Genomic DNA, 19,898 nt, shown 5'->3' with positions numbered 1-19,898 from the left:
CACCCGTCAGGAGTTACTGCTGTGGGCGCAACTGTCGCCATCATCGGACGGCCGAATGTCGGTAAGTCCACGCTATTCAATCGTCTGGTCGGCAAGCGCCTGGCGCTGGTCGACGACACGCCCGGTGTCACGCGCGACCGACGTCCCGGCGATGCGCGGCTCGGCGATTTGCGCTTTACAATCGTTGATACGGCCGGCTTGGAAGATGCCGATCGGCGTTCGCTTGAAGGACGCATGCGTCATCAGACGGAAGAAGCGATCGAAACCGCGGATGCCGTGCTTTTCGTCATAGATGCCAGAGCCGGGATTACACCTCTCGATTCTCATTTTGCCGAAGTTGCCCGCAAGACCACTCGGCCAGTTATTCTTCTGGCTAACAAGGCGGAAGGCAGAGCTGGGGAAAGCGGACTTTATGAGTCCTTTTCGCTCGGCCTGGGGGACCCCATCGCGATTTCCGCCGAGCACGGCGAAGGCCTTGCCGATCTTTATGACGCGCTGAAACCTCATGTCGATCGGGTCACCGAGGAAGAGGAAACCCGGCGCGAGGAAGCCGTCACCAACGTCGATGTCGACGAGGACGGTGAAATCATCGACGAGGAAGACCCTGTCGGCACAATCGAGCGACCCCTTCGGGTTGCCATTGTGGGGAGGCCAAATGCCGGCAAATCCACGCTGATAAACAAGATGCTTGGTGAAGACCGGATGTTGACCGGACCTGAGGCCGGCATCACGCGGGATTCCATATCTGTTGACTGGACTTGGCGTGACCGGCACATCAAGTTGTTTGACACAGCCGGAATTCGCAAGAAGGCACGTGTTCAGGAGAAACTCGAAAAACTCTCCGTTGCTGATGCGCTTCGTGCCATCAAATTCGCTGAAGTGGTCGTTGTGACGCTTGATGCAACAATGTCCTTTGAAAAGCAGGATCTGCAGATCATCGATCTTGTCGCGAGAGAGGGCCGAGCCCTCGTCATCGCAATCAACAAGTGGGACCTGGTGGAGGATCGTGAAGCAGCGTGGAAAAAGATCCGCGACGCCAATGAGCGATACTTCAATCAGATCCGTGGCGTACAGATTGCGACACTCTCAGGACTGCAGGGGCAGGGCATCGATCGGTTGGTAGAGAGCGTCTTTACCGCTTATGAGGCCTGGAACTCGCGCGTGTCGACATCCATGCTGAACCGCTGGCTTGACAGGGTAACGATCAATCATCCGCCTCCTGCCGTTGCAGGGCGACGCGTTCGGTTGCGTTACATGACGCAACCAAAAACCAGGCCGCCGCATTTCATCGCTTTTTGTTCGCGGCCTGAACAGCTTCCCGAAAGCTACACCCGGTATCTGGTGAACTCACTTCGTGAAAAGTTCAACATTCACGGCACGCCTATTCGCCTGTCCTACCGCAAGGGCGAAAACCCTTACGCGACCAAGAAAAAACGAAAGATACAGTAGCCGGGGAGTGCTCCGGCCATTTCCTGCATGTCGCGCCTTTGTGATCAAGGACCGGCGTGGTGCCTTATTTTTTTGAAGGAGACGTGTTGATGTCGAATGAGCGGCTTGATTTTGCCGTGGCGCTTGCTGAGAAGGCTGGTGTCCTGGGGCTGGATTATTTTCGCAAGCTGGACACTCTGACGATTACTCAGAAAGGGCACCAGGACCTCGTTTCCGAGGCTGACCGGAATGTGGAAACGCTTATCCGTGAGGAACTCGCAAAGGCGTATCCCGATGACGCCATTCTGGGTGAAGAGCACGGCATGGAAGACGGCTCGTCCGGATACACCTGGGTGACGGATCCGATTGATGGAACTGCGAATTTTGTGACCGGTATCCCGCAATGGTGCGTCATCATTGCCTGTGTGTATCAGGGCAAGGTGATCGTGGGCGTCATTCACGACCCAGTTGCGAAAGAAACATTCAAGGCTGCCGCAGGCGGCGGCGCTTTTTTGAATGACAAGCCGATCAAGATCTCCGACAGCCAGAGCCTCTCGGTTGGCTCTGTGGGGGTTGGTTTCAATGGCCGAACCGCAATTACAGATGCAGTCAATGTTGTTGGCGCCGTTGTTTCCAACGGAGGCGTTTTCTTTCGCAATGCCTCAGGCGGCTTGATGCTTGCCTACGCTGCTTCAGGGCGGCTGATCGGATATGTGGAATCGCACATGAATGCCTGGGACTGCCTCGCAGGCATGCTCCTGACAGTTGAAGCTGGTGGTGTTGTCATGGAGCAGGACATCAACCATGCGCTCCATCACGGTGCTCGTGTTGTTGTCGGAGCTCCTGGGGTCTTCGAAGAATTGCGGGCAATCGCTGAAAGCTCATTCGCCCCGCTGGAAGCAGCATAGCAGCTGCTTAAAAACCGGAGACGGCATGCTTCGCCACATGCCGTCATCTCCAACTTTCATTAGCACAGCAAGTCTCATTCAAACGTGCTGATCGACAAGCACGGGGTTACCGTCCGGATCGACAAGGGTAAAACTGGCCGGGCCTGAGGTCGTCTCATCTGCTTCAGTGACAAAGGCGTAGCCCTTGCCTTTGAGATCCTTCTGAAGTTCGCGGATATCCTGAAAACTGCCCAGCTTCTGCGCGTTCTGGTCCCAGCCGGGATTGAATGTCAAAATGTTCTTGTCGAACATGCCTTGAAACAGACCGATGACAGTGTCGCCGTTTTTCATGATGAGCCAGTTGTCGTCACCGGATCCACCAAGATCTGAAAACCCAAGCCCTTCATAAAAAGCTTTCGACTTTTTGATGTCCTTCACGGTCAGGCTGATTGAAAATGCACCAAGTTTCATGCGCTCGTCCTCCTAGCCCGGTTTTCAGGGCAGCCGTGATGCTGTCAAAGGCCGAGACAGGTTGCAAGACCTGATCGTGTTGCATCTGTAAAGTGATAGGCATGCCAGCCGAGCGCTTTTGCAGCTGCCACGTTGGCCGCACTGTCGTCGATAAGAAGCAACTGCTGCGGCGCGAGGTCGAGTGAGTTGCTGACATGCTCGAAAAACGCTGTTTCCGGTTTGGCGTGACCGATACGTCCGGATGAAAAGATCTCACTGACGCGATCGCCAAAACCGGATACATGCTCAATATAGCTGGCCCGGTGATGTTCATTGTTGGTTGCGATCACTTGTTGCACCCCTTGAAGGTTCATTCTGTCCAGCAAATCGCAGGTATAAGGGTCTTTCAGATCGTCTTTCCGGAACCAGTATTCCAGAAGCGCCCCGACGCTGAGTTTGTGATTGCTTGCCTCCAGCCAGCGCTGAACATGAATTTTCAGATCGATCTTGCCTGAAATCACATCCAGGAACGTGTCGTCAAAAATGCCCTTCTGAAGATCACGCAACGAAATGCCAAGGTCGTCTTGAAGGCTATCGGCCCAGACGAAGCGGCCATTCACGATGTTTCGGTTCAAAACACCGTCGAAGTCCCAGGCAATCGCTTTGAGCTTTTGATGCATTGTTTCAAAGTTCGATGATCTGCTGGGAGAAAGGCTTTCACGGCGTGGTGGATGTGAACGGATCTATGCAGCCAGACTACACCCACTCTCGACTGACACGATCGAAAAGCCTGCCTGTTTCCAGGACATCTGGTTTGACCAGTTCAAGGAGGTCTTCCGCGACAAGCTCAGGTGTTGCGAGGTTGTCGGGAATTTCTCCCGGCATTGCCTTGGCTCGCAATCCCGTGCGTGTCGGGCCTGGGTCCGCCATGTTGATCTTCATCGGAGTTTGCAGGCTTTCATTGGCCCATGTCTTTGTCATGGCTTCAACGGAGGCCTTGCTTATAGCGTGAAGACCCCAGAATGCGGTGCAGGTCTGGGCCTGTACCGCCGTCAGGAAAAGCGCACGGCCGGCATCAGATTGACGCAGTAGCTGGTCCAGCGATCTGATCAAGCGCCAGTTCGCGGTGACGTTCACTGACATGACCTTTTCAAAGTCCTTGGGACTGATATGCCCGATTGGAGACAAGACACCCAGCATGCCCGCATTGCCGATCAGAATGTCGAGCTTCTTCCAGCGTTCAAACACGGCTGCACCAAGCCTGTCGAGAGCGTCGTAATCCATCAGGTCGAGCGGTACGAGTGTCGACTGCCCACCGGCTGATTTGATTTCGTCGTCCAGATCCTCCAGGCCACCCACCGTGCGGGCAAGAGCAATCACGTGAGCTCCGCGTTCACCCAGCTTCTTTGCGATTTGATAGCCAATACCGCGGGATGCGCCGGTTACAAGCGCGACCCGGCCGTCAAAGTCTTTTTCCATAATGTGCTCTTAGCCGACTTCTACCAGGCGAGGGGGTGACACGAAGTCCTGGTCTTCGGACAGGTCTGTCAGGGGTGTCGGATAGTCTCCGGTGAAGCAATGGTCGGTGAATTGCGGGCTGGCGTCGTTTCGTCCATCAAAGCCCATGGACCTGTAGATGCCGTCGACTGACAGGAAGGCCAGGCTGTCTGCACCGATATACGCGCGCATTTCCTCAAGACCATATTTGGCGGCCAGCAGTTTTTCGCGAACAGGTGTGTCGATCCCGTAATAGTCCGAGTATTTGATAGGTGGACTTGCGAGACGGAAATGCACTTCACGAGCGCCGGCTTCACGGATCATCTGAACGATTTTGACCGAGGTGGTGCCGCGTACAAGGCTGTCATCAACCAGCACGACCCGCTTCCCTTCGATCTGGGAACGGTTGGCGGAGTGTTTCATTTTCACGCCAAGTGCCCGGATCTGTTGGGTCGGTTCGATGAATGTGCGCCCGACATAGTGGTTGCGGATAATTCCAAGCTCGAACGGGATACCGCTTTCCTGGCTGTAGCCGATCGCCGCCGGTACACCACTGTCGGGCACGGGAACAATCACATCCGCATCGGCCGGTGTTTCTTTGGCGAGTTGTTTGCCCATTTCCCGGCGAACGTCATAAACGCTGCGCCCGCCAACCACCGAATCCGGCCGAGAGAAATAGATGTATTCAAAGATGCAGGGACGGGCCGGACATTTGCCGAAGGGAAAGTAGGATTGGATTCCGGTGGATGTGCAAACAATCACTTCGCCGTTTTCGACTTCACGAATGAATTTGGCACCGATGATGTCAAGCGCACATGTTTCCGACGCCAGAATTGGCGCACCGTTGAGGTCACCTAGAACGAGTGGGCGAATGCCAAGAGGGTCGCGCGCACCAATCAGTTTCTTGGATGTCAGGGCGACGAGAGAATAAGCCCCTTCCATTTGTGTGATTGCTTCGATGAAGCGATCGACGATCTTTCCTTTGCGGGACCGGGCAACCAGCTGCAGCACAACTTCCGAGTCAGACGTGGACTGACAAATCGCCCCGTCGCGGATCAGTTGAGCGCGCAAGGTGAGGGCGTTGGTGAAGTTGCCGTTGTGACAGACCGCAATGCCGCCGCCATCGAGTTCGGCAAAGAGCGGCTGCACGTTACGAAGGATGGTTTCGCCGGTCGTTGAGTAGCGGACGTGACCAATGGCAGCCTTGCCGGTCAACCGTCCGATCGTGTCCGCATCGGAAAAGTGGTCACCGACAAGACCCAGATGCCGTTCCGCCCGGAACTGGTCATTGTCGAAGGTGACGATGCCAGCCGCTTCCTGTCCGCGGTGCTGGAGGGCATGAAGGCCAAGGGCCGTCAGTGCGCTGGCATCCTCATGTCCCAAAATGCCAAACACACCGCACTCTTCGCGCAGTGTGTCGTCATTGATGTCAAACGGCTCGTGAATCTCAGTTCCGCCAGTCATGGCGAACTCTCCTTGAGTTCGGCCGGTTTGTTGAAACCGGTCCGTCTATGGTCAAGATCGGCGCCGTCCGGCGGCGTCAGTTATTACTGTCCGTAGTCAGCTGTTCGAGGCCTTGGGTCTCGGATTCACTGTAAGTCGGTTCTTCGGCAGGCGTGCTGGCATTGCCTCCGCCACTCAGATTGTTCTCGCGGATTTTATCGAGAATTGCCTTTTCGGGGTCTTCCGGAAGCACGGCTACCAGCCGTTCTCCGATCGACAAGAGAATAGGTCTCGATTTCGCGTCAAGCACCCATTGCGGTTGCTGGTCAGGCTGGACAAACCAGTTGAAGAACATCATGGCGACGACAACCAGCAACAAGCCGCGAACAGCACCAAAGACAAAGCCAAGCGTGCGGTCGAGGGCGCCGATGCGGCTGTCCAGAACAAAGTCCGAAATCCGCATCGTAATGTAGCTTACAACAAGAAGTGTCACGAGGAAGACAGCGGCCGCGGAAACACCCATGGCGACGATGTCATGGGAGATATACTGCTTGGCGTAAGGCACGACCCGCTCATAAAGCAGGAATGCCGCTGCTGCGGCTGCGACCCAGGATACGATGGAAAGAACTTCCCGAACAAATCCGCGGATCATCGCGAGGATCGCCGAAATGAACATGATGGCCAAAAGCAGTCCGTCCAGCAGCGTTATCGGCATGATCCTTGAAATTCCTCTGTCTGGCGCTCTGGCAAGAGCCTAAACCTTTTTTCAAACCCGGCGCATAATGCGTCAGGTCCGCCCTGAAGCACTAGCCTCCGCCGAAAGTTTGGCAACAAAGTCCCCAAGTTCCGGCAGCCCTGTGGCTTTGAAAGCCGATGCGGCGCCGTCCTTCAGGTTCCCTTCCGGACAATAGGCCTGATCGAAGCCGAGTTTTTCCGCTTCTTTCAGCCTGGATTGGGCCTGGGCGACTGGCCGGATGGCACCTGACAGGCTGACTTCGCCGAAATAGACGCAATTGGACGGAAGGGCAAGCCCGCTGAGTGAAGAGATCAGGGCAGCCGCAACAGCAAGATCGGCGCCTGGCTCATTGATTTTCAATCCACCAGCGACATTCAGATAGACATCATGTTGCGAAAAACGCACGCCGCATCGTGCTTCCAGCACAGCAAGTATCATCGACAAACGAGCGCTGTCCCAACCGATAACCGCGCGGCGTGGTGTTCCGAGCGAAGATTGGGCAACAAGCGCCTGAATTTCGATCAGCAGAGGCCGTGAGCCTTCCAGACCGGCAAAAACCGCGGCCCCCGGTGCGGAGGTGTTGCGATCTCCCAGGAACAACGCAGAAGGATTTGGCACTTCCACCAGTCCTTTGCCGGTCATTTCGAAGACACCTATTTCATCAGTGGCGCCGAAGCGGTTCTTCACAGAGCGCAATATCCGGTACTGGTGCGCGCCATCGCCTTCGAAATAGAGGACTGCATCGACCATGTGTTCCACGACCCTGGGGCCTGCAATCTGGCCGTCCTTGGTCACGTGGCCGACCAGAACCAGCGTGGTTCCATTCTTTTTGGCATACCGGACCATCGCCTGAGCCGATGCACGCACCTGCGTGACAGTACCGGGGGGAGAATCGACCTGGTCGGTCCAGAGCGTTTGCACTGAATCGAGAATCAGAAGTGCAGGAGCGGTATCGGCCTCAAGCGTTGCAAGAATATCTTCCACACTGGTCTCTGCCGCCAGAGCAACAGGGGCATCGGCCAGGCCAAGCCTTTCAGCCCTGAGCCGTACCTGGCCAATGGCTTCTTCGCCCGAAATATAAATTGTCTTGTGACCGAGATGAGCCAGCTGGGCAGCTGCCTGGATCAGGAGTGTCGATTTTCCGATGCCTGGGTCACCACCGACAAGCAATGCCGAACCGCGCACAAATCCGCCACCTGTGACCCGATCGAGTTCGGCGACTTTTGTCTCGCATCGCGGTGCTTCCTTGCTGTCTCCTGTCAGACCGACCAGCGGTACAACCCGTCCCTTGCTGCGGGAGGCACGGCTAGGGCCGCCGCCCACACCGCCACCGGTCTGTTCTTCGACAATCGTGTTCCAGTCGCCGCAGGATTCGCAGCGGCCGACCCACTTTGCGGAAACTGCGCCGCAGGATTGGCAAACAAAGGAAGTCGAGCGCCGCGCCATTGCCGTTTATCAAGCTCCGATCAGGAGAGGGGCCCGTAGACGCGTTCAAAACGACGCCCGAGGCTGGTCAGGTATTCATAGTCGATGGTCTCCGCATAAGCCGCAATCTCCGCCGCCGCAACATTTGGTCCGAGCATTTCCACAAAGGCACCGCGTTGAAGAAGGTGCTCGGGCACGTCCGTGACGTCCAGCGTAATCATGTCCATGGAAATACGTCCGAGGATCGGTGTCTTGTGGCCACCGATCATGCCGAACCCACCTGGCTGATCATCGCTGGAGCTGGCGCGCCGCAACATGCCGTCCGCATATCCTGCCGCTATGACAGCACTCCGGAGCGGGCGACGGGCCGTCTGCTTTGCCCCGTAACCGATTGTGTCGCCTTCGGGCACGTCGCGCACGATCATGATCCGTGCCTCAACCTTAGCAACAGGCTTCATCGGATTGGGAGCTGTCTCTATCGCCTGACCACCGTAAAGTGCGATACCGGGCCGGACCAGATCGAAGTGGTATTCCGGCCCCATCAAGATCCCTGCTGAGTTTGCCAACGACTTCGGAATGGACGGGAAGGGCGCGGTGAGTTTACGAAACCGATCGAGCTGTTCCCGGTTCATGGGATGGTCGGGAACAGAGCCGCAGGCCAGATGGCTCATGATAAGCGACGGTTTGAAGGGACCAAGCAGATCCTTGTCCTGCATGGAGGTTCGAAACTCTTCCGGCGAGAGCCCAAGGCGATGAATGCCGGTGTCAACGTGAACTGCAGCATCAAGATTTTTGCAAGCGGACCTGCAGATCCCGGCCCATTCTTCCAATTCTTCAAGAGAGCCCAGAACGGGTCGAATATTCTGGTCAAGAAAGTGTTCGGCGGTCCCGGGAAGCAAGCCGTCAAGGACGTAAATTGTTGCCTCAGGCAAGATCCGCCGAAGTTCAACAGCTTCCGTCGGAACGGCTGTAAAAAAGGTCCGGCAGCCTGCTTCGAAAAGGCAAGGGGCAACTTTGTCCTGGCCGGTGCCATAAGCGTCGGCCTTGATGGCGGCCGCGCATTCAGTTTCGCCGATGAGCCTGTTGTTGAGATCTGACCAGTTTGCCGCAATGGCGTTCAAATCGATTGTCAACCGGCCACCATAAAGTTCGGCAGGGAATGATGAATGGTGATACGGCGACACGATGCGCTTTGGTCTCCAGCCAGAATCAGTGAATGCTCAATAGACGAGAGTTTAGCGCATCAGAGACTGGGAATGCCATTGCTGAGATCTGCAAGATGGCGAAATGGACATCAATCCATGTAGAGGAATTCGACCCCGGTCTCGCCACTTCTAATCCACCGAATTTCGGCGTAAAAACGCAGTCTGCGGCTTTCAACTTCAATTGTGACACGTTGCCCGGGCTCAAGCCCCTTGGTATTCGTGGCAAGGCGGCATCCACCCACGCTGATATCTTCCACAACGCAAGGACGGTGCGCTCCTTCCTGCTTGAGCAACCCGGGCCACTTGCACCTTTTGCGGGGGAAAATCCTCGCTTCTTCCAGGAGTTTTTGTTTCGAAGAATACAAGTGGTTTCGCCTGAAATGCACTGTGGGAAATAATCAGCAACGAACCATATCTATAGTTGTTTAACAGCGCTTTAAGTTTGCAATTCGCGCTTTCTAGTTGCGGATGTTTTCAGGTGAGGCCTGACTGCCCCTGTCTCTTGTTGCAATGGCAGTTGTTTCCAACTGCCATCTGTCCTATCGACTTTTGCATTTGCGACAAAGCTATTCATACCTCTGCGGCAAGTGGTCGTCCTCTGCAAGGTCGGAGAAACGGGTGAATTCGCCCTGGAAGTGCAGGTTGGCTGAGCCTGTCGGTCCGTGACGTTGCTTGGCGATGATCACCTCTGCCTTGCCTTTGGCTGCATCGTGCTTGGCTTCCCAGGCTGCATATTCAGGTGATCCGACCTCTGGTTCGGTCTTCGACAGATAGTATTCTTCACGATACACGAACAGCACCACATCGGCGTCCTGCTCGATGGATCCGGATTCACGCAGATCCGACATCATCGGACGTTTGTCGTCTCGCGATTCAACCCGACGGGAAAGCTGTGACAGCGCGATGATCGGTACGTTGAGTTCCTTTGCCAACGCTTTCAATCCGGTGGTGATCTCGGTGATTTCCTGAACGCGGTTGCCGGAGTTCTTGGCTGAACCGGAAAGAAGCTGGATATAGTCGACTACCAAAAGATCCAGGCCGCGCTGGCGTTTCAAGCGCCGTGCCTTGGCGACAAGCGACGCGATGGAGATACCGCCGGTCTGGTCGACATGAAGTGGCACGGCTTGCATTGTCTGAGCGCAAGCTGCGAGTTTTTCAAACTCCGCCTCCGTAATGTCTCCGCGGCGGATTTTGGAAGACGATATCTCGGCCTGCTCGGAGATAATACGTGTTGCGAGCTGTTCGGCTGACATCTCGAGGGAGAAGAACCCGACCACACCGCCATTCACGGTTTTTATCGAACCGTCCTGCTGCTCTTCCGACTTGTAGGACTGAGCGATGTTATAGGCGATGTTGGTGGCAAGCGATGTCTTGCCCATTGCGGGTCGGCCGGCAAGGACAATAAGATCCGAATGCTGCAATCCGCCCATCAGTCTGTCGAGTTCTCGTAAGCCGGTGGAGATGCCCGAGAGCGCCCCCTCACGATTATAGGCCGCATGCGCCATTTCGATGGTTTCAGACAACGCATCGCCAAAGGCAACGAACCCGCCTTCGGAGCGTCCGGTCTCCGCCAATTCGAACAACCTGCGCTCGGCATCGTCGATCTGCTGTCCCGGCGGTACGTCGATCGGGGCGTCAAATGCGATGTTGACCATGTCTTCGCCGATCCGGATCAGGTTCCGGCGAATGGCGAGGTCATAGATCGCGCGGCCATAGTCTTCGGCGTTGATGATGGAGGCTGCGTCTCCAGCAAGCCTCAGCAAGAACTGTGTGGCCGACAGATCTGCGATTTTGGCGTCTGCAGGGTAGAAGGTCTTGAGCGTTATCGGAGAGGCGGTTTTGCCTGCTCTGATAAGATGGCCGATCTTTTCGTAGATGTCCTGATGTGAAGGAACAAAGAAGTGGTGCGGTTCCAGAAAATCGGAAACCCTGTAAAAGGTTTCGTTGTTCACCAGAATTGCGCCCAGAAGCTGCCGCTCGGCTTCCGCGTTATGCGGCGCCAGGCGTTGGATGTCTTCTTCCGTTTCGACCTTCTGCAACGTGCCCTTCATTTCGTCCCCCGATGACCCAAGTTCATTCGGAATACTCTCTGTTGAGGGGCCGCTCAAGCACCAAAAAGAGCAGTTTTTGATTCTTCATGAGATCCACAGATCAACGGGGAAAGAGTCGAATCCTGCTTGACTCTAAAGTCGATTGAAGACTCAAGGCTGTAGCTCTTAGTGTTTGAAATCAAACAATTTTTTGAAAAAGTAAATGGAAAGTTAACAATTTTGTCATGAGTTTCAAGGCGTTGAATGAGACTTTGAATTCACCAAATGAAGCGACTTGTAGATGATTGGAAATAAACTGCTGGCAAAAGAAAAACGGCGCTGAAAACAGCGCCGTTGATCTTTAGCCGGTGAAGTTGAATTAAAGCCCTCAGGCTTCTTCTTCAGCTGCAACTTCTTCGGTTGCTTCAGCGCCTTCTTCGGCGCCTTCCTCTTCTGCTTCTTCGTCCTCTTCGAATTCGAAGACATCCTGTTCAGGTGTGGTGAGGTCTTCACCAGCAGCCTGACGGACAGCTTCGTCTTCCGAACGGGCGACATTGACAGAGATGCTGACCTCGACTTCCGGATGAAGCTGGATCAGAACCGAGTGCAGGCCGATGGTTTTGATCGGTGTCCGCAGTTCAACCTGATTGCGGGCAACGCTGAAGCCGCTTTCGGTAAGGCCATCAGCGATGTCGCGTGTAGATACGGAACCGTAGAGCTGTCCGGTCTCGCCCGCTGAACGGATCATGACCAGGGATTCGCCGTCGAGCTTGGAAGCAACTGCTTCTGCCTCAGACTTACGCTCAAGGTTGCGTGCTTCAAGCTGGGTGCGTTCACGCTCAAAACGCTCAAGATTGGCTTTGTTGGCGCGCAGTGCCTTGCCTTGCGGCAGAAGGTAGTTACGAGCATAGCCGTCGCGCACACGGACTTTGTCGCCCATTTGGCCAAGCTTGGCGATACGCTCAAGAAGGATAACTTGCATGTCTATCTCCTACTGTCCCATTGGAAGATCCAATGGTTAGAGACCGTTTTCCCGCGGTCCCAATTCGGGTCTCCCGGGAAAACCCGGGAGAACAGCATTTCTGATGGCCAGAAACGCTTAGCTGATCACGAAGGGCAGCAGGCCGAGAAGGCGAGCGCGTTTGATTGCGCGGGCCAGCTCACGCTGTTTCTTCGCCGAAACCGCGGTGATGCGGCTCGGGACAATCTTGCCGCGCTCGGAAATGTAGCGTTGCAGCAAACGGATGTCTTTGTAGTCTATCTTCGGTGCGTTCGAACCGGAGAACGGGCAAGTCTTCCGGCGACGGAAGAAGGGACGGCGGCTCGGAAGCTGTGCAACATCAACCATTGTCTCTTACTCCTCTTCGGTCCGGCGCGGTGGACGGCTACCACCAGGACGCTCGCCACGGTCACCACGGTCGCCACGTCCACCACCACGGCGGTCGTCACGGTCGCGTTTCTGCATCATTGCGGAAGGCTCTTCGTCCAGCTCGTCGACACGGAAAGTCATGTGACGCAGGACGTCTTCGCTCAGACCCATCTGGCGTTCCATCTCGGCAACAGCTGCATGCGGTGCTTCGATGTTCATCAGGGTGTAGTGAGCCTTGCGGTTTTTCTTGATGCGGTAAGTGAGAGTACGAAGACCCCAGTTTTCGATTTTTCCGACTTTTCCGCCGGCGCCTTCGATCAGGCCCTTGTACTGTTCGACAAGTTGTTCGACCTGTTGGGCCGAAACGTCCTGGCGCGCCAGGAACACGTGCTCATAAAGAGGCATGGAAACAAGCCTTTCCTCAAGTTGACAACACGAGATCTGGCGCAGAGCCTCCTCGCAACCCCGGAAAGGCACGAGAAATCTAACGAGAGCGGGAACACGGGAAGTCGGACCTTTTGAGAAAATCCTGGCTAGCGCCCTTCCGTTCAGCCCCCGGCCAAACCTCGGATGAAGCGGGCTCTATACTCCTTTCGGGGGAAAATGCAAGTCTTGCTGAAAGAAAACTGCGGACCATTGATCCCCTGCATCTCGAGGCGCACGTTCGCGATGATCTCACCGGCTTCCGGCTTGTTGGGAATGCAAAGTTGGGTCGCTCATGTGTAGAGGACTAACAAATCGCGCAAAACCGACTGAAATTGAGAAATCATGGCACAAGGCCTTGACAGTGTGGTCAAGAGCGTATCATAGCCTCGCGCCAAGTTCGACTTCAGCCCATCCCCGGGTTGGTATGCCGCTTTCTTATTAAAGCCGGGCGCAGAACGCGAAAGCATTCCGGTCCCGTGCACGTGTCTCGGAGGCGATTTCAAATGACGATTGCATTCACATTCCCCGGCCAGGGCAGCCAGAGTGTTGGCATGGGCAAGGCGCTTGCGGATGCTTTTCCGGAAGCAAAAGCGGTTTTTGAGGAAGTCGATGAGGCTCTTGGCCAGAAACTGTCCGATATAATGTGGAGCGGTCCCGAGGATGCTCTGACGCTTACTGCAAACGCCCAGCCGGCGCTGATGGCGGTCAGTCTGGCAACGATGCGCGTTCTGGAAGCAAAAGGTCTCGAACTCAAATCTACAGCCGCGTTTGTTGCAGGTCATTCGCTTGGAGAGTATTCGGCGCTTGCGGCTGCCGGCAGCCTCGACGTTGCCACCGCAGCAAGGCTTTTGCGGGTGAGAGGCGATGCCATGCAAAACGCCGTTCCTGTCGGTCAGGGAGCGATGGCGGCTCTTCTCGGTCTTGATTTTGAAACTGCACAGGAAGTCGCTGAAGATGCCGCTCAGGGTGAAGTCTGCCAGGCTGCCAATGACAATGCGCCAGGACAAGTGGTCGTCTCAGGCCACCTGGCAGCCGTTGAACGCGCGGTAGAGATTGCCAAGGCCAAGGGCGCGCGCCGTGCGGTGATGTTGCCGGTCAGTGCGCCGTTTCACTGTTCCCTCATGGCACCTGCCGCCGATGCTATGGCAGCGGCGCTTGCGGGCGCCGATATCAAGGCACCGTCAGTTCCTCTTGTGGCGAACGTTCTTGCTGCACCGATTTCAGATCCGGCTGAAATTCGTGATCGTCTTGTTGAACAGGTTACCGGAACCGTGCGTTGGCGTGAAAGCATCACCTGGCTTTCTGAAAACGGAGTTGAGACCTTTGTGGAAGCCGGAACCGGCAAGGTTCTGACCGGCATGGTCAGACGGATTGCCAAAGAGGCTACCGGGATAGCCGTCAATACTCCTGAAGACATCGACGTGCTTTTGGAAAAGCTTTCCGGATAGGCCGCTTTTTCTGTAGGTTTCACCATCAAGTGCCCCAAGCGGGGCAAGGACCGACGAGGGAAGGACCCCTAATGTTCAGTTTGGAAGGGAAAAACGCACTTGTCACTGGTGCGACCGGTGGCATCGGCGAAGCAATTGCCCGTGCATTGCATGCACAAGGTGCGACGGTTTCTCTGTCTGGAACACGGGCCGAAAAACTGGAGGCGCTCGCCGCCGACCTCGGCGAACGTGCGTTCGTAACGCCTGCCAACCTTTCTGACCGCGGGGCAGTCGATGCTCTTCTACCGCTTGCGGAAGAAAAGATGGGCTCGGTAGATGTTCTGGTCAACAACGCGGGTATCACCAGGGACAATATCTTCATGCGAATGAAGGATGACGAGTGGGACCAGGTGCTGGAAGTGAACTTGACCTCCGGTTTCCGTCTCTGTCGTGCGGCGATCAAGGGTATGATGAAGCGTCGTTCTGGGCGCATTGTTGGCATTACGTCGGTTGTCGGTGTCACGGGAAATCCGGGCCAGGTTAATTACGCTGCGGCAAAGGCCGGCATGATTGGCATGTACAAGTCTCTGGCCCGTGAAGTGGCAAGCCGGAACATCACCGTTAATACAATTGCGCCAGGTTTCATCGAAACAGCGATGACCGATGCGCTGAATGACAAGCAAAAAGAATCGATTTTGACCAGTGTCCCTACCGGGCGTCTGGGCACTTCGGCTGAAATCGCTTCAGCCGCTCTTTATCTTGCCAGCGACGAAGCCGCCTATGTGACAGGGCAGACCCTGCATGTAAATGGTGGCATGGCAATGATTTAAAAGGAAAAATTGCCGAGAAGGCGAAATGAATCCGGGCCGCCGACAAGCGTTCTGGACCGGCTGGTAAAGGTCAACAAAGTGTGTTACCAACCCGCCGATTGTTACGAAATGCGCATTCAAGTCCGGTTTTCCGGTTTGGATGCGTATTGGCATCTTGAAGACCGCGATGTCGCGCCTCCGCTTTTTGGAAAACCGGTCAGGGGCAGGTCGCGAGATATGTTTAGAAGAAAACTAAGGAAGTGAAAGATGAGCGATATCGCGGATCGGGTAAAGAAAATCGTCGTTGAGCACCTCGGTGTTGACGCAGAAAAAGTTGTAGAAGGCGCAAGCTTCATCGACGACCTGGGTGCGGACAGCCTTGACACCGTTGAGCTGGTCATGGCCTTCGAAGAAGAATTCGGCGTAGAAATCCCGGATACAGCAGCAGAAACCATTCTCACTGTGGGCGATGCTGTCAAATTCCTGGAAGCCAACAAGTAAGGGCATAGCCCTTCTTTTTGTGAATGTATGAAGATCGGGCCGGCGGGGATATGCTCCGCCAGGCCCTTCAACAGTAAGTGCGGGTGTATGAGGCGAGTAGTCGTAACTGGGTTGGGCATGGTCACGCCGCTTGGCAGCGGTGTCGATGTCACTTGGAAAAAGATCCTCGAAGGTAAGAGCGGGGCCAACAAGGTCGACAATTTCAAGGTTGACGACCTGGCCTGTCAGATTGCCTGTCAGATACCGCGCGATACTGCTGAAGAAGGCGCGTTCAATCCTGATGACTGGATGGACGTCAAGGAACAGCGCAAAGTCGACGACTTCATCGTCTACGCAATGGCAGCTGCCGATCAAGCCATGGCGGATTCCGGTTTCAAGGCCGAAACTTATGATCAGCAAGCCAGATCAGGCGTACTGATCGGGTCCGGTATCGGCGGGCTTCAGGGGATTGAACAAGGTGCTCATCTGCTGGCTGAAAAGGGGCCGCGCAGGGTAAGCCCGTTTTTTATTCCTGGTCGTTTGATCAACTTGGCCGGTGGTTACGTTTCAATTCGCCACAGCCTGAAGGGCCCGAACCATGCGGTTGTGACTGCTTGTTCGACGGGCGCACATGCTATTGGCGATGCTTCCCGGCTGATTGCGTTCGGCGATGCCGATGTGATGGTTGCTGGCGGCACTGAGTCTCCGGTCTGCCGACTGGCTCTTGCCGGATTTGCAGCTTGTCGTGCGTTGTCCACCGCATTTAACGACACACCGGAAAAGGGCTCACGGCCGTATGACGTCGCTCGTGACGGGTTCGTCATGGGTGAGGGGGCCGGTGTTGTCGTGCTGGAAGAATACGAACATGCGGTCAAGCGCGGTGCAAACATCTATGCTGAGGTCATCGGATACGGCCTCTCGGGAGACGCCTACCATATCACGGCTCCTTCCTCTGACGGCGATGGTGCATACCGCTGCATGGCAGCAGCATTAAAGCGTGCTGAAGTTACTCCTGCGGATATCGACTATGTGAACGCGCATGGAACTTCAACGCCGCTCGGTGATGAGATTGAGCTCGGTGCTGTCACACGCCTTGCTGGCGAACATGCTTCAGGTCTGACCATGTCATCGACCAAATCTTCGATTGGCCATTTGCTTGGGGCTGCCGGCGCCGTGGAATCCATATTCTCCGTCCTGGCAATTCGTGACGGTATGGCCCCGCCGACGATCAATCTTGACAATCCGTCCGTTGAAACGGAAATCGATCTGGTTGCGCACAAGCCGAAGAAGATGGACATCGACGTGGCCTTGTCGAACTCATTCGGCTTTGGTGGCACAAATGCTTCGCTCGTCTTCCGCAAAGTTGCCGCATAACCCATTCAAATTCTCCCCAGCCGGGTACGATTCGTCAAAATCCCGGCTCGGGAAATTGATTGTGACAACTGATCCGATTGAGCTCATTATCCCGGATGTGAGGCTCGATCCTGGAGGTGCCGCTAAACATGCGCATTAAGCCGAAAAGCCCGCGTGAAGCCCTGCAGCCTGAACCTGCGCCAGAGCCGCCGCAGCGGTCGAGGCATGTCCGCAACCCCCTTGTAATTTTGATTAATCTTGTGATCACGCTGGCGGTCTTCGGTCTCGCGGCGGTTGGCGGTGCCCTGTACTTCGGGAAAGAGAAGTTCGAAGAGGACGGTCCGCTTCAACAGGACGCCACGGTCGTCATATCCTCCGGCGCGGGCCTTACGGGCATCACCAATCGGCTTTCCGGGCAAGGTGTCATCGGCGACAGCCTGATCGATGAATGGATCTTCAATCTTGGAATCCGGTTCTACAAGAACGCGACCAAATTGAAGGCCGGCGAATATGCGTTTGCGCCTGGCGTTTCGATGCAGCAGGTAATGACCGATCTTGTCGAAGGCAACGCAGTTGTCCACTCGGTGACAATTCCTGAGGGCTGGACCACGGCACAGATCCTCGAGCGCGTGCGGGAGCACCCGATCCTCACCGGTGAAATCACGGAAGTTCCTGTCGAAGGTGAATTGCTTCCCAATACCTATACTTTTGCCCGCGGCGCTGCCCGTCAGGATGTACTGAACCAGATGAAGGCAGCACAGGAAAAATTGCTTGCCGAGGTTTGGGAACGCAGAACCGAGGGCCTTCCTGTTGAGACGCCTGAAGAATTGGTGATCCTTGCGTCAATCGTTGAAAAGGAAACGGCGTTGGCGGATGAACGTCCGCGCGTGGCAGGTGTTTTCGTCAATCGCTTGAACAAAAACATGCGTTTGCAGTCCGATCCAACCATACTTTATGGCCTTTATGGTGGTGAGGCCTGGTTGAAGGATCGTTCGGCTATCAAGCAATCAGAACTGCGTGCCGATAACGACTACAACACTTATCAGATCGACGGTCTGCCGCCTGGTCCGATAGGCAACCCCGGTCGAGCGGCTATGGAAGCGGTGGCAAACCCGTCGCGAACGCAGGATCTGTTTTTTGTCGCAGACGGCACCGGTGGGCATGTTTTCGCCGAGACGTATGAACAGCATCAGGCGAATGTTCGCAAATGGCGCGAGATCGAACGTGAACGCCGGCAGGCAGAACAAGAACAGACGACCCAGCCGGGCACATCGAATTAGTCGGGGGTGCGAGCCCGATCACAACAAATCCGGAGGGGGCAATGGCGCTAGCCAGCATGACAGGGTTTGCGAGGTCGATTGGAGAATCCGGTCCGGTACGCTGGACCTGGGAACTCAGATCGGTTAACGGCAAATCTCTTGATCTTCGTATTAGAATCCCGACCGGCCTCGAAACCCTTGAACCCAAGATCAGAGAACGTTGCGCAAAGGTGCTGAGGCGAGGCAACGTCTCGATCGGCCTTTCGATGAACCGGGACCAGTCTGAGCAACAGTTTCAGGTGAACGAATCTGCGCTGGAAGCGGTTTTGACTACAATCGAGCTTCTGAAAAATCGTGTTCCTGAGCTTGCACCTCCGTCAGTCGACGGAATTCTGTCTCAAAAAGGTGTCTTCGAACTCAAGGAACCAGAGGACGACGAGGTTGCGCAATTGGCTCTGCATAATGCGCTCTTAACGTCACTGGACGCTGCCCTGATCGACCTTGTGGACATGCGGCACACCGAAGGCAGGGCAATCGGGTCAGTTGTTCGCAACCAGATCGACAGGATTGCCGACTTGACGCACGCCGCCGAAGGTCTGCCGGCACGCAAGCCCGAGGCAATCAAGGCAAGACTGAAAAAGCAGCTGACCGAATTGCTGGATGCGGCCGAGGGGCAACTGGATCCTCAGCGACTTCATCAAGAAGCGGTATTTCTTGCGACCAAGGCGGACATTCGCGAGGAACTCGATAGATTGCATGCTCATGTCGCTGCCGTCAGAGAATTGATGGATAGTGGCGGTGCAATTGGCAGACGCCTGGACTTCCTGGCGCAGGAATTTAACCGCGAAGCGAACACTTTGTGTTCCAAGTCCAATGATGTTGATCTGACTGCGATCGGGCTGGACTTGAAGGCGGTCATCGATCAAATGCGCGAGCAGATACAAAACCTGGAGTGAGCCAAATGACCGACGCAGCTGTTGGGACGACCGGCGGGACCACCGTCAGTGCTGAACAGGCTGAGCAACAGCGCCGGGGCCTGATGCTTGTTTTGTCGTCTCCTTCCGGCGCAGGCAAATCGACGATTGCCCGCCTGCTTCTGGAAAAGGAGGACAATCTGGCGTTGTCGATTTCCGTGACGACGCGCGCGCGTCGTTCAAGCGAAGTTGATGGTGTCCATTACCATTTTCTGGACGGCAAGCGCTTTGAGCAAATGCGCGATGCAGACGAGCTGCTTGAATGGGCCGAGGTACATGGAAACTACTACGCGACGCCCAGAGGGCCGGTTGAAAACGCGATCGAAAACGGGCGCGATATTCTCTTCGACATTGATATTCAAGGAACGTTTCAGCTGTTCGACAAGATGCGTGACGATGTCGTGTCTGTTTTCATTCTGCCGCCATCGATTGCTGAGATGAAGTCGCGACTGAAACGGCGTGCGGAAGATTCTGACGAGATTATCGCAAAACGCATGAAAACTGCGGTCGGAGAAATGCGCCACTGGTCGAAATACGACTATGTGGTTGTCAATGACGATCTGGAGCGGGCCTATGAGAATGTCCGCGCCATTTTGAAAGCAGAACGACTGAAACAGTTCAGGTCACCTAAAATCGGCCCGCTTATCCAGGGGATGGTCGACGATTTGGAGACCGAACTCGGAGAAGTCAAAGCCTGAAG

At 55.4% G+C, this 19,898-nt stretch carries 21 protein-coding genes; 9 read left to right on the top strand and 12 right to left on the bottom strand.

Translation table 11 applies throughout. The annotated features are described in order from the left end of the window. The first annotated feature begins 21 nt into the window (after positions 1 to 21). Both der and Q0835_RS00975 read left to right on the top strand, forming a co-directional pair. Positions 22 to 1,449: a ribosome biogenesis GTPase Der gene (der, locus tag Q0835_RS00980; protein ID WP_298814493.1), complete on the top strand. Its 1,428-nt coding sequence runs from the start codon at positions 22 to 24 to the stop codon at positions 1,447 to 1,449. Between the two features lie 89 nt (positions 1,450 to 1,538). Continuing rightward, positions 1,539 to 2,336: an inositol monophosphatase family protein gene (locus tag Q0835_RS00975; protein WP_298814490.1), complete on the top strand. Its 798-nt coding sequence runs from the start codon at positions 1,539 to 1,541 to the stop codon at positions 2,334 to 2,336. A gap of 78 nt (positions 2,337 to 2,414) precedes the next feature. On the opposite strand, the gene Q0835_RS00970 is transcribed toward Q0835_RS00975, so the two are convergent. The 12 genes from Q0835_RS00970 to rpsF form a co-directional block, all read right to left on the bottom strand. Continuing rightward, the gene (locus tag Q0835_RS00970; protein WP_298957875.1) at positions 2,415 to 2,786 is read right to left on the bottom strand and encodes a VOC family protein; all 372 of its coding nucleotides are present in this window, start codon (positions 2,784 to 2,786) and stop codon (positions 2,415 to 2,417) included. A gap of 44 nt (positions 2,787 to 2,830) precedes the next feature. Beyond that, a complete protein-coding gene (locus Q0835_RS00965; protein ID WP_298957873.1) occupies positions 2,831 to 3,445 on the bottom strand; it encodes an HAD-IA family hydrolase in 615 nt (204 codons plus the stop codon). 76 nt (positions 3,446 to 3,521) lie between these two features. Continuing rightward, positions 3,522 to 4,244, bottom strand: coding sequence for an SDR family NAD(P)-dependent oxidoreductase (locus Q0835_RS00960; protein ID WP_298957872.1), 723 nt, complete (start codon positions 4,242 to 4,244; stop codon positions 3,522 to 3,524). Positions 4,245 to 4,253: 9 nt separating this feature from the next. Further along, complete coding sequence (purF, locus tag Q0835_RS00955) at positions 4,254 to 5,726, bottom strand: amidophosphoribosyltransferase (RefSeq protein ID WP_298814475.1); 1,473 nt, start codon at positions 5,724 to 5,726, stop codon at positions 4,254 to 4,256. 76 nt (positions 5,727 to 5,802) lie between these two features. Next, the gene (locus Q0835_RS00950) at positions 5,803 to 6,420 is read right to left on the bottom strand and encodes a CvpA family protein (protein ID WP_298814473.1); all 618 of its coding nucleotides are present in this window, start codon (positions 6,418 to 6,420) and stop codon (positions 5,803 to 5,805) included. 72 nt (positions 6,421 to 6,492) lie between these two features. Then, entirely contained in the window at positions 6,493 to 7,887 is a 1,395-nt protein-coding gene (gene radA, locus Q0835_RS00945; RefSeq protein WP_298957871.1) for a DNA repair protein RadA, read from the bottom strand. Between the two features lie 20 nt (positions 7,888 to 7,907). Next, positions 7,908 to 9,050, bottom strand: coding sequence for an alanine racemase (alr, locus tag Q0835_RS00940; protein WP_298957869.1), 1,143 nt, complete (start codon positions 9,048 to 9,050; stop codon positions 7,908 to 7,910). Positions 9,051 to 9,160: 110 nt separating this feature from the next. Continuing rightward, on the bottom strand, positions 9,161 to 9,457 hold the full coding sequence (locus Q0835_RS30320) for a PilZ domain-containing protein (protein WP_152502260.1): 297 nt from the start codon (positions 9,455 to 9,457) through the stop codon (positions 9,161 to 9,163). 180 nt (positions 9,458 to 9,637) lie between these two features. Further along, positions 9,638 to 11,122, bottom strand: coding sequence for a replicative DNA helicase (locus Q0835_RS00930; protein WP_298957866.1), 1,485 nt, complete (start codon positions 11,120 to 11,122; stop codon positions 9,638 to 9,640). A gap of 367 nt (positions 11,123 to 11,489) precedes the next feature. Then, positions 11,490 to 12,083 (bottom strand): 50S ribosomal protein L9, encoded by a 594-nt coding sequence (rplI, locus tag Q0835_RS00925; RefSeq protein WP_298814461.1) that lies wholly within the window; start codon positions 12,081 to 12,083, stop codon positions 11,490 to 11,492. Positions 12,084 to 12,200: 117 nt separating this feature from the next. After that, positions 12,201 to 12,449 carry a 30S ribosomal protein S18 gene (gene rpsR / locus Q0835_RS00920; RefSeq protein WP_207139517.1) on the bottom strand — a complete coding sequence of 83 codons (249 nt, stop codon included), beginning with the start codon at positions 12,447 to 12,449 and terminating at the stop codon, positions 12,201 to 12,203. Positions 12,450 to 12,455: 6 nt separating this feature from the next. Next, entirely contained in the window at positions 12,456 to 12,875 is a 420-nt protein-coding gene (rpsF, locus tag Q0835_RS00915; RefSeq protein ID WP_298814445.1) for a 30S ribosomal protein S6, read from the bottom strand. 524 nt (positions 12,876 to 13,399) lie between these two features. On the opposite strand from rpsF, the gene fabD reads away from it, so the two are divergent. The 7 genes from fabD to gmk all read left to right on the top strand — a co-directional run bounded on the left by fabD (position 13,400) and on the right by gmk (position 19,896). Further along, a complete protein-coding gene (gene fabD, locus Q0835_RS00910) occupies positions 13,400 to 14,344 on the top strand; it encodes an ACP S-malonyltransferase (protein ID WP_298814442.1) in 945 nt (314 codons plus the stop codon). Between the two features lie 71 nt (positions 14,345 to 14,415). Further along, the gene (fabG, locus tag Q0835_RS00905; RefSeq protein ID WP_298814439.1) at positions 14,416 to 15,153 is read left to right on the top strand and encodes a 3-oxoacyl-[acyl-carrier-protein] reductase; all 738 of its coding nucleotides are present in this window, start codon (positions 14,416 to 14,418) and stop codon (positions 15,151 to 15,153) included. A 246-nt stretch (positions 15,154 to 15,399) separates the two neighbouring features. Then, a complete protein-coding gene (locus tag Q0835_RS00900) occupies positions 15,400 to 15,633 on the top strand; it encodes an acyl carrier protein (RefSeq protein WP_008194310.1) in 234 nt (77 codons plus the stop codon). A gap of 87 nt (positions 15,634 to 15,720) precedes the next feature. Beyond that, positions 15,721 to 16,986: a beta-ketoacyl-ACP synthase II gene (fabF, locus tag Q0835_RS00895; RefSeq protein ID WP_298814432.1), complete on the top strand. Its 1,266-nt coding sequence runs from the start codon at positions 15,721 to 15,723 to the stop codon at positions 16,984 to 16,986. Positions 16,987 to 17,114: 128 nt separating this feature from the next. Further along, positions 17,115 to 18,245: an endolytic transglycosylase MltG gene (gene mltG, locus Q0835_RS00890; RefSeq protein ID WP_298957863.1), complete on the top strand. Its 1,131-nt coding sequence runs from the start codon at positions 17,115 to 17,117 to the stop codon at positions 18,243 to 18,245. A 41-nt stretch (positions 18,246 to 18,286) separates the two neighbouring features. Continuing rightward, positions 18,287 to 19,180 (top strand): YicC/YloC family endoribonuclease, encoded by an 894-nt coding sequence (locus tag Q0835_RS00885; protein WP_298957861.1) that lies wholly within the window; start codon positions 18,287 to 18,289, stop codon positions 19,178 to 19,180. A gap of 5 nt (positions 19,181 to 19,185) precedes the next feature. After that, positions 19,186 to 19,896 (top strand): guanylate kinase, encoded by a 711-nt coding sequence (gene gmk, locus Q0835_RS00880; RefSeq protein WP_298957859.1) that lies wholly within the window; start codon positions 19,186 to 19,188, stop codon positions 19,894 to 19,896. Positions 19,897 to 19,898: the final 2 nt, after the last annotated feature.

This window comes from uncultured Roseibium sp., from assembly GCF_947499295.1.
Classification (GTDB): domain Bacteria; phylum Pseudomonadota; class Alphaproteobacteria; order Rhizobiales; family Stappiaceae; genus Roseibium.
The sequence above is the reverse complement of the archived record's forward strand: the minus strand, read 5'-3'. Positions and strand labels throughout refer to the sequence as shown.